The sequence below is a fragment of the uncultured Veillonella sp. genome, from assembly GCF_905209685.1.
Taxonomy (GTDB): Bacteria; Bacillota; Negativicutes; order Veillonellales; family Veillonellaceae; genus Veillonella.
This window is the reverse complement of sequence record NZ_CAJLUB010000059.1, coordinates 1-10,264: the sequence shown is the minus strand read 5'-3', so window position 1 is coordinate 10,264 and position 10,264 is coordinate 1. Positions and strand designations below refer to the sequence as shown.

Genomic DNA, 10,264 nt, shown 5'->3' with positions numbered 1-10,264 from the left:
CGTCACCTGTTCCTGGTGGCATATCAACGAATAAATAATCGATGTCTTTCCAAATAACATCACTGTAGAATTGTTTTACAACATTGCCTAGAATAGGACCACGCCACAATACAGGATCTGTATCATTTTCAAGCAACAAATTAACAGACATTACATCAATGCCATATTGCTTAGTTTTAACAGGATACATACCAACTTCGTCAGCGTAAGCCTTTTCTTTGATACCAAACATCTTAGGAATGGATGGACCAGTTATATCAGCATCAAGAATACCTACTTTATAACCTTTACGAGCCATCGTTAAGGCCATCAAGCTTGTAACGGAGGATTTACCTACACCACCCTTACCGGATACAACACCGATAACATGTTTAACGGAACTCAATTCATGCAATGGCGCCGTCATATCTTGAGGCTGTTGTGCACCACCGCAACCTGCGGATTTGGATGGACAACTATTGCAATCACTACTGCTGCTACCGCAACCCATAGTAAACACCTACTTTCTTCGAGGACTTCCCTCAACAATATATAGTTAGAAAATTATTATCTCATTGTAAATATCATTCATTGTGAAAGCTCTTTCTACAACTAACACATCATATATTTACAGTGTTATTGTATCATGGTAGTTTAATAATTTTCAATATACCTATACGCTTTAAACTACTAAATTATTCACCACAATATTCCTTTGTAAGAGCACAGAGGATTTCCATTCCCTTCTCAATTTCTGGAATTGTAGGCACCGTATAGCTCAAACGGAATGCATGACCATTTTGTACGCCATCAGCCGCAAAAGCACCACATTTAATAATGCCTACATTTTTATTCATGCACGCTTCAAAGAATTCATCACAATCAACAGTATCAGGCATTGTCATCCATGCGAACATACCACCAGTAGGTTGCGTCAAATGAACCTTAGAACTTCCCTTTTCTTTAAATACACGCATCATAGCATCACATTTAGATTTATATACCTTGCGTACATTTTCTAAATGTGCATCATAATCGATATGGTCTAGCACGTGTGCTACCACCTTTTGTGTAACTAATGGCATTTGACCAGCTGTATTATTTTTAAGTGCCTGAATAGTACCGATAACATCTTCTGGGCCCAACAAAAAACCAACGCGCAAGCCTGCCGATAATGTTTTAGAATAGGATCCGGCATAGAGAACACGATTTTCCGTATCAAAGGATTTAAAGGTCGGTACATGTTCACCAGCAAAACGGATTTCACCATATGGATCATCTTCATAAATGAATAAATCATATTTAGATGCAATAGCGTAAATCTCTTTGCGACGTTCTAAAGGCATGGTAATGCCTGTTGGGTTTTGAAAATTTGGAATTAAATAGATATATTTCCCCTTGCCTGATTGAGCAGCTTTTTCCAACTCACTTGGAATCATACCGAATTCATCAGTTTTGATGCCGACTGCCTTAGCCCCCATATTGCGTACAGAATTGATAGCACTTGTGAAAGTATAATCGTCCATGTACACTTCATCGCCAGTTTCACATACAGTAATAGGTACCAAGCCCAATAGTTGACCAGCCCCATTGGAAATAATCAAACCTTGCCCCTCTAAATTCATATGGTGAACTTTCGATAAACGTTGTAAGGTCAATTCTGCTAATCGCGCATCCCCTTGCATCGGACCATATTGTAATAAACTCATAGGATTATCATGAACGATGAAATCAAAGGCATCTTCGATAACTTTCACAGGAATTGCCTCTGGTGCTGGATTACCAATGCCAAAACTGATAAATCCAGGTACACCAACACCACGTTCAAATACTTCACGGATGAAATTAGGCCCTTTTAATATTACGCGTTCAGGAAGTGAAAAACTCATAGTATCGCCTCTTTTATTTTAATTACATAGAAATACATGTTTATTAAGCATTAGGATCATGTTCTCGTTCTGCATTACGTTTATTAATATATCGTTTATATACCTTCCATAGAATAAAATATACAATGGCTGCTACGACGACAATAATGCCAAGACGACCCATATTCTCTTGGAAGTTGACAATATCTGTGCCAATAGCAACTTCAAGGGCTGTAGACGGAAATTTACCAATTAAATTTGCTAAAATATAGTCACGCGGTTTAATCTTACTGATAGCCCCTAGCGCAGTGATGACACCAGATGGAAAATAAGGTAATGATCTAGCAAATAACATGACCACAAAACCATTATTACCGGAAAAATCATCAACCTTCATCAATGTGGTACTCTTAGAAATTAGCTTATCCGCCGCATCTCGTAAGAAATAACGCATGATATAAAAGCTGATGACTACCCCAATGGTTTCAGCTAGCCATGAAATAATAATGCCAGGCCACATACCAAACACGAGACCATTCGCTGTGGAAATAAAAATAGATGGCAAAAAACCTACAGCATTGACAAAAATATCAAGGAGCATGCTCACTACCATGGCCATAGGGCCATAGCCTTGAATATACTCGGCAATTTCCTCCATAGAACCACTCGTAGCTAGATGCCACATAGTTGGGTAAAATGTAGGATCTACAATATTAATAATGATAAGTAATACAACAAATAATATGCCTGCTATTACCTGCACCAAGCCTTCACCAGAAGGCGAAAATTTTCGTTCTTTCATAGTTACCTCGTTAAATAAAACTAGTACTATTATAGCACGGATTCTATAGAGTCTGTATAATTAAGTCTATTTTAGGAAATAATAAATTTTATCATTACAAAATTAGCATATATACTCATAAGAGTTGTATAATACAAATATATTCTAGTTCATTACGAAAGAAGGTTTACTATGATACAAGTTGGTCAATCTGCGACAGCAACAGTTACAGTTACAGAATCTAATATTGCAAAAACAATGAAGTCTGGTTCTCTTGAGGTATTCGCTACTCCTGCCATGTGTGCACTTATGGAAGAAGCTGCACAAGCAGCAGTACAACCAGAATTAAATGATGGTGAAGGCACGGTAGGCATCTCCCTATCCATTAGCCATGATGCTCCCTCCCCTATGGGTACTACAATTACAGCCACTGCTACAGTAACAGCTGTGGAAGGGCGAAAAATCTCCTTTGCCATCGAAGCATCCGATGGTGTTGGAATTATTGGTAAAGGCACACATGAACGATTTGTCATTAACAATGAGAAATTTATGACAAAGGTTAGTGCACGAAAAGCATCAAACTAAATCGATAGATCCAATCAAATAAATTCTATAAACGCAAACATCCTCCACAATCTTCTGATTATGGAGGATGTTTTAATAGTATATTATTTTATATTACTTAAAAATTAGCAAATCTTAACTACCCAACCTTCTGGAGCTTCGATTTCGCCATGTTGGATACCAAGTAATGTATCATATAATTTTTTAGTTACAGGGCCCATATCATCTATACCAGCTGGTACATTAATAGTGCCTTCTGGAGTATCGATTTGACCTACTGGAGAAATAACAGCCGCTGTACCACAAAGACCAATTTCAGCAAAGTCTTTTAATTCATCTTTATGAACAGGACGATGTTCTACAGTCATACCAAGATAGTGTTCTGCTACATACATCAAAGAACGACGTGTAATGGATGGTAAAATACTATCGGATTTAGGTGTAACTAATTTACCATCTTTAGTGATGAAGATGAAGTTCGCACCACCAGTTTCTTCAACATGTGTACGAGTACCCGCATCAAGATACATATTTTCTGCATAGCCTTTGTTATGAGCATCAGTGATAGCATACAAACTCATAGCATAGTTCAAACCAGCTTTTATATGACCAGTGCCATGAGGAGCTGCACGATCAAAATCAGTGATACGAATTTTGATTGGTTTAGCGCCACCTTTGAAGTAAGGGCCTACTGGAGTTGTAAACACACGGAATTGATATTCATCAGCAGGTTTTACACCGATAACGGAGTTTGTACCTATCATGTAAGGGCGAATATAAAGGCTTGCACCATGACCATATGGAGGAACAAAGTCTTTATTTGCTTTTACAACTTCTTTTACAGCTTCGATGAAACGACCTTCAGGTAATGTAGGCATTACAAGGCGTTCACAAGATTGATTCAAACGTTCTGCATTCAAATCTGGACGGAAGCATACAATATGACCATCTTTTGTGTAGTATGCTTTTAAACCTTCAAAGACAGTTTGAGCGTATTGGAATACACCAGCACATTCATTAAGGACAACGTTAGCATCAGTAATTAGACCGCCTTCGTCCCATTTACCATCTTTATATGTAGTCAAATAACGGTAGTCGGTTTCTACATAACCAAAACCGAGATTATCCCAATCGATATTCTTGCTCATAACAATAACCTCCATTTATATTGATATACATTTAATCTTATCACTATCATCTTGTAATTTCAATAGATTCTATAGAGGTTATAAGTCATATATATAATAAATTAAGTACTCATATATATTAATATAGATTTGTACTTATGTTACTTTTATTCGTCATATATAGCATCGAAACCATAAGGATTTTTATCATAAATAACTTCTACATCTTTATCTATAATAAACTTTGTCCGATTTAAATTATAAGGTACATCATAACGCGTATGATAGGAAATCGATTCTACACGACCAGTACGAACCGCATTATCTGATCCAAAAGGAACTTTTACAATATCCCCTTCATATATGTCATTTCTATCGGTACGATAATAAAACTCTTGATGAGCCTTAAAAATATATACAGAGCAATACGTATAAAGGCTCCTATCGGATTTATGATTAGATTGTAAAAACGCTTCTACAGATTTATCTCTTGAATGAGTACGTATAAAACTAATTAGATTTTTATACCATGTAGGCACATACTGATCTGTTAGATTCCCTATAAATAACGTATCCTCTTTATGCACCCATTTAATTCGTACTGTTACAATACCACCACGAGCAGGATCCATATCAAGCTCATGACTCTTACTAAAACTAAAGGCCTTTAAATTATATAACGTATCACCTAGGTGAAAGTTAATGTCTTGCTTCAACTGATGAATCATTTGAGCATCTACATACTCACTATGACTATGGCTAGAATATCCAAATTGTGTACTATTACAATCAATGGAAATAGACGATTCATTCCAACGAAAACATAATGTATTTACATCACCATAGTCTTGATATATATTTTTTTGCACTTCAATATAAATCTCTTGAATTCTATCTTTTTCTCGATTCCCATCGAATAAAAGTAATGTAGGCTCACCCAGGATTTGTCTAAATAATATAGACATGGACCTCATATCATTGTCAAAGGGGATTTCATATGTGAACGATTTCTCCTCAGTGTTGATAAGCTGTACTTCAACAGAACACTCATCCTCATCATATAGAATAATATCGTCAGAAAATCTACGACCCATGAGGTCTAACAAATATTTTTTTTGATTTTCCCCAATTGGATACTTCTTAGTAGTAAGGGGCTCTATTTTACCCTCTATGGGTTTTGAAATATGATTCCATTTAATTTTATATGTAACACTTATAGTTTCCTTAATAGAAATATGTTGTATCTCATCAATATAATAATCTTCACGATTTACTTTTACTTCATTAGGAACACAATCTGGTAAATCACCATACCAACAACCAGTACTTGTAATGTCACAAGATACAGCAGTACCTGTAAATTTATCTATACCATTTCTTTGCATATACATAGGGTCTCCTCCTTTTATTACTTTTTTAAAGTATAACAAGTAGGATGTGACAAAAATGCCTCTATAAAATTATTTAGTCAAAAATATTTTTTACATACTGTTTTATATTATAATTAGCATAAGATATATGTATCCCACCCTATTAGGAGGTCCCTATTATGAACGAAAATAAACATTCTTTAATTCCTAGTCCTAAAAGTATCATTTGTATCGGTCTTAACTACGCTGATCATATTGCCGAAACTAGTCTAGCTACACATGATTTCCCAGAAATCTTTATGAAAACATCAAATGCTCTTGCAAGTAATCATGATACAATTACCATCGAAGACGAAGCATTCCATTATGACTATGAAGGCGAGCTAGTTATCATCATTGGTAAGTCTGGAGAAAATATATCTCCAGAACATGCGAAAGACCATATATTAGGTTATACAATTGGCAATGATGTTTCCGCCCGTAGCTTACAGTTTAGAGGCTCCCAATGGATACTTGGCAAATCCCTTGATAACTTTGCTCCTATTGGTCCTAATATGGTATCTCCTGATGATTTTGACTTTGAAAGTGCCACTATTACAACAACAGTCAACGGTGAAATACGTCAACAAGCGAAGCTAGAACAGATGATTTTTAAGCCTTATGACATTATTGCCTTTCTATCATCCTATATGACACTCCAAGAAGGTGACATTATCTTTACAGGTACACCTAGTGGTGTTGTATTAGGTAAAAATGAAAGCAAATACTCTTGGTTAAAACCAGGAGATACTGTTACTGTTTCTATAAGTGGTATTGGAACCTTAGAAAACAAATTTATTTAAAATAGGTACAATATTAAAGAATTCTATTTGCTCATATTCTAGTTATTACTATATTTATTTACATAACCGTATCTAGTTACATTACAACCAACTATATCTAAGTACAAAAAAGAGATTACCTTTATGTATATATGACTATACATAGGAGTAATCTCTTTTATTATTATCTCATTTATTATTATCTATGTTTTATATTTACTATTACTTTATTTATGTTCGGACTCTAGGTCTAGCATATATTTCTTTCGTTCAATGCCCCCTGCATAGCCTGTTAATTTACCATTGCTGCCGATAACACGGTGACATGGAATGATAATAGAAATAGGATTATGACCTACTGCACCGCCTACAGCTTGAGCCGAGAATTTCTCTTTCCCCTGTTGCTGTGCAATTTGTTTACCTATCTCTCCATATGTTGTAGTTTCACCATACGGTATAGTTTGTAATATAGACCATACAGACTTACGGAAGTCAGTGCCTTCTAACTGGATAGGAGGTGTAATAAAAGGCTTTTTACCATTAAAGTATTGGTCTAGCCACATAATTGTTACTTCAAATGGACCTGTTAGCTGCTCTATATACTCCGCATCATCATAACTTGGTGCATGAGCCTCATCAATAAAAAATAAATCTGTTAAGTATGATAATGTACCAAGCATAACCATAGTTCCTAAAGGGCTTTCATAGGTGTATTTATAATTCATAGTACATTAACTCCTTCTTAAGATAACAAATCATTCATAACCTTTTGTATGTCATTATTAAATGATACAGTATTTTTATGAATTTCAAAAGGTATAGGTTGATCTTCCATATTAATTGGTACATATAGAGCATCCATATTTTCATGTGCCATCCGCATAAATGGGTATTTAATTATCATCGGTGTATTATATCCAACACCAAATTCTAGCATGACAAGCTTTTTATCTTTATATCGCTCTATAAAGTCCGCATATCTATTTTGTGCCGCATACCAACCTTCGTCTTGTACAAAGGTGCCATCAATACGTAAGTTCATTGTCATCAATTCACCACATCTAGGACAGTGAGGAATTAACTCGGTAGGAATTTTCATATCCTTTTGTTCCTTAACCATACGACGCACTTGTTCTTCATTATCATAAGTCTTTTGATGACATGGCTCAGAGCACTGCCATAATCCATAATCACCTTGCATGTAATAAAATCTACTTTTATCTACACCGGCCAATTGCATTTGATGATCTACATTAGTGGTAATCACAAAGTAATTCTTATTTTGTAATAACTCCATCAACCGAATATAAGGTTCACCTACTGAAATATCATAGCGATTATAGTAGATATGACGGCTCCACCACGCCCAATATTCTTCCATGCTTTCAAATGAATAGAATCCACCAGAATACATATCTGTGATACCGTACTTTTTGTGAAAGTCATCGAAGTATTTATGAAAACGTTCTCCACTATAGGTCAGACCCGCTGCAGTAGACATACCGGCCCCAATACCTACGAGTACCGCATCAGCTGTATTCAAAAAATCTTTTACACGTTCTATATTATCCCAATAATTTGTTATAGATTTCATAATCTATATCCTTAAATACATTAAATACCACTTGTATTTTACTATTAGTTTCTTTTAAATAAGTACGCACCGTATCGATAGCAATTTGGGCCGCCAATTCATTAGGAAATCTAAACTCACCTGTAGAAATACAGCAAAATGCAATGGACTTCAAACTATAAGCATTAGCTAACTCCAAGCAAGATCTATAGCACGATGCCAATTGTTCTTTTTCTAACTCTGTAACAGTATCATAAACAATAGGTCCCACTGTATGGATAACATGACTGGCTGGTAAATTATAGGCATAAGTCTTACGAGCCACGCCTGTTTTCTCAGGCATATCCATATATTCTATCATCCGTGCACACTCCATACGCAGCTCAATACCAGCAAAAGTATGAATGGCATTATCGATACACTTATGATTAGGCGCAAAACAACCAAGTAATTGATTATTGGCAGCATTAACAATAGCATCTACAGATAATCGAGTAATGTCTCCTTGCCACAAATAAATCTGAGGCTCCCTCTCCTCCATATCCTTAATCCTTACAATACCTTTTTCTAGAGTCAATATATTTAAATATTCATCTTGTACTTTCATCCATTCAATAGGCATTGCACCAGCAGCACGAATATTACATAAAGCCCTAAAAAGTGTAAACTGTTCTGCTTCATCATTAGGAATTTCAATATGTTCGTCTTTATATTTCTCTCTATATTCTTCTACTAATCCTTTTACAAGATAAGATAAACGTTCTTGCTGTGTCATTTGTAACTCCTTATAGTCTATCAAGACTTTTACTTATTATATAACAAAAAAACTGCTAGCACATACATATGCATATGCTAGCAGTAACTTTACTGTAATTATATTTGTAGTCGTAATTATATTATATCCAATACTAAGGTCTTACAAAAGCTTGACCACCATGGTTAACGAGGATATCCCCATCTAGTACTTTTGTAGTAACGTTTTGTAGACTACCTTGGATTTGGCTCATCATAAAGCGATAACCAGGACTATTCAAATGTTTTGTTAAGGCTTCTTGATCACTATAGATTTGGATAACATACCAATGATTCTTTGCGTTTCTATCACGAAGCACATACCCCGCCTTATAGCCCGCATCGTCTCGAACAGCACGTTCTATATCTAGTTGATATTGACGTTGTACTGTATCGATATCATTGCTATCAACATTAAACTCTGTCAATGTCACCACAGCTTTACCGTCATTTACGATAGATAAAGCATCTTTTTTCTCAAACAATAGCACAGACTGTACATCATACATTTTGCGATTTGTTAATTTAGAACCTACTTCATTAACAAAAGCTTGATACTGATCAGATTTACGATGCGTTTCAATAGCCGCTAAATCTTTATAGATTTCTACCACATAAGACTCAGATGGATTCCCTTTCACATGAGCTACGTTCATAGATAATGTGTTAGGTTCTTTTTCCATAGATGTTGTTAAGTTAGCTACGGCCGTACTATTATATGGTCCTTGTAGTTCTGCAGGTACTTGGAAGCGATACATACCTACACTAGGTGCTGTATCTAAACCTTCATCACGTTCCATAACAAGAGCCGCAAAGGATGTGCTTACGCCTAATACTGCAATAGCAGATGTGACAAGAATACGTTTTAATAATTTTCTATTCATACATGCTCCGATTCGACTAAATTACAATGTAATATATTCTACTATTGTACCATGTTCTTCAATTAATTTAACTAAGTCTTTTCCTTGTAGCCATACAGTAGCGTCATTTTGATTTGGATGGATACCAATTAGATTATCTTTATAATCCGCATCAATATAGTAATGTACCTTACGCTCTTCATCGTGGAGCAAGCAGAATGGAGATACGTGACCTGGTTTAATCTTTAATATATCCCATAGCTCTTCTTCAGAACCAAAAGAAATCTTTTTCAGATTATGGTCCTTCCGAAACTGTTTTAGATCTACACGCTTAGAACCACGAACAGTAATCAGATAGTAGTGTTCCCGCTTGTGGTCTCGAATGAATAAATTTTTCGCATCCCACTCAGGATATGGCAGCTCTACATTGGGCTTGTCATCCATACTAAATAGCGGTGTGTGGTCCGTGACTTCAAAATCGATATGATGGTCACGTAAACAATCATATACGCCTTGTTTATCTAAC

At 35.6% G+C, this 10,264-nt stretch carries 12 protein-coding genes; 2 read left to right on the top strand and 10 right to left on the bottom strand.

Annotated elements, in window-relative coordinates:
• The 3 genes from QZ055_RS05660 to QZ055_RS05650 all read right to left on the bottom strand — a co-directional run.
• Positions 1-490 (bottom strand): P-loop NTPase (locus QZ055_RS05660; RefSeq protein ID WP_295825221.1); only part of this gene is annotated, 490 nt, incomplete at its 3' end.
• A 184-nt stretch (positions 491-674) separates the two neighbouring features.
• Positions 675-1,868 carry a PLP-dependent aminotransferase family protein gene (locus QZ055_RS05655; RefSeq protein WP_295825219.1) on the bottom strand — a complete coding sequence of 398 codons (1,194 nt, stop codon included), beginning with the start codon at positions 1,866-1,868 and terminating at the stop codon, positions 675-677.
• A 43-nt stretch (positions 1,869-1,911) separates the two neighbouring features.
• Positions 1,912-2,649, bottom strand: coding sequence for a TVP38/TMEM64 family protein (locus QZ055_RS05650; RefSeq protein ID WP_005379027.1), 738 nt, complete (start codon positions 2,647-2,649; stop codon positions 1,912-1,914).
• Between the two features lie 171 nt (positions 2,650-2,820).
• Between QZ055_RS05650 and QZ055_RS05645 the strand changes: the two genes are divergently transcribed.
• Positions 2,821-3,213, top strand: coding sequence for a thioesterase family protein (locus tag QZ055_RS05645; protein ID WP_227068102.1), 393 nt, complete (start codon positions 2,821-2,823; stop codon positions 3,211-3,213).
• A gap of 104 nt (positions 3,214-3,317) precedes the next feature.
• Here QZ055_RS05645 and QZ055_RS05640 read toward each other — a convergent pair whose 3' ends face one another.
• Together QZ055_RS05640 and QZ055_RS05635 are read right to left on the bottom strand one after the other, a co-directional pair.
• On the bottom strand, positions 3,318-4,340 hold the full coding sequence (locus tag QZ055_RS05640) for a branched-chain amino acid aminotransferase (RefSeq protein WP_295825211.1): 1,023 nt from the start codon (positions 4,338-4,340) through the stop codon (positions 3,318-3,320).
• 146 nt (positions 4,341-4,486) lie between these two features.
• Entirely contained in the window at positions 4,487-5,710 is a 1,224-nt protein-coding gene (locus QZ055_RS05635; protein ID WP_295825209.1) for a hypothetical protein, read from the bottom strand.
• 158 nt (positions 5,711-5,868) lie between these two features.
• Here QZ055_RS05635 and QZ055_RS05630 point away from each other — a divergent pair, with 158 nt between their 5' ends.
• Complete coding sequence (locus tag QZ055_RS05630) at positions 5,869-6,531, top strand: fumarylacetoacetate hydrolase family protein (protein WP_295825207.1); 663 nt, start codon at positions 5,869-5,871, stop codon at positions 6,529-6,531.
• Positions 6,532-6,737: 206 nt separating this feature from the next.
• Here QZ055_RS05630 and QZ055_RS05625 read toward each other — a convergent pair whose 3' ends face one another.
• From QZ055_RS05625 to QZ055_RS05605, 5 genes are all read right to left on the bottom strand, one after another.
• On the bottom strand, positions 6,738-7,235 hold the full coding sequence (locus QZ055_RS05625; protein ID WP_295825205.1) for a methylated-DNA--[protein]-cysteine S-methyltransferase: 498 nt from the start codon (positions 7,233-7,235) through the stop codon (positions 6,738-6,740).
• A 17-nt stretch (positions 7,236-7,252) separates the two neighbouring features.
• Entirely contained in the window at positions 7,253-8,104 is an 852-nt protein-coding gene (locus QZ055_RS05620) for a Sir2 family NAD-dependent protein deacetylase (protein ID WP_295825202.1), read from the bottom strand.
• A complete protein-coding gene (locus QZ055_RS05615; RefSeq protein ID WP_295825200.1) occupies positions 8,076-8,858 on the bottom strand; it encodes a protein-ADP-ribose hydrolase in 783 nt (260 codons plus the stop codon). The genes QZ055_RS05620 and QZ055_RS05615 overlap by 29 nt, the downstream gene beginning before the upstream one ends.
• A gap of 133 nt (positions 8,859-8,991) precedes the next feature.
• A complete protein-coding gene (locus QZ055_RS05610; protein ID WP_295825198.1) occupies positions 8,992-9,759 on the bottom strand; it encodes an antibiotic biosynthesis monooxygenase in 768 nt (255 codons plus the stop codon).
• Between the two features lie 21 nt (positions 9,760-9,780).
• The coding region (locus QZ055_RS05605) for a prolyl-tRNA synthetase associated domain-containing protein (protein WP_295825195.1) at positions 9,781-10,264 on the bottom strand (484 nt) is incomplete at its 5' end.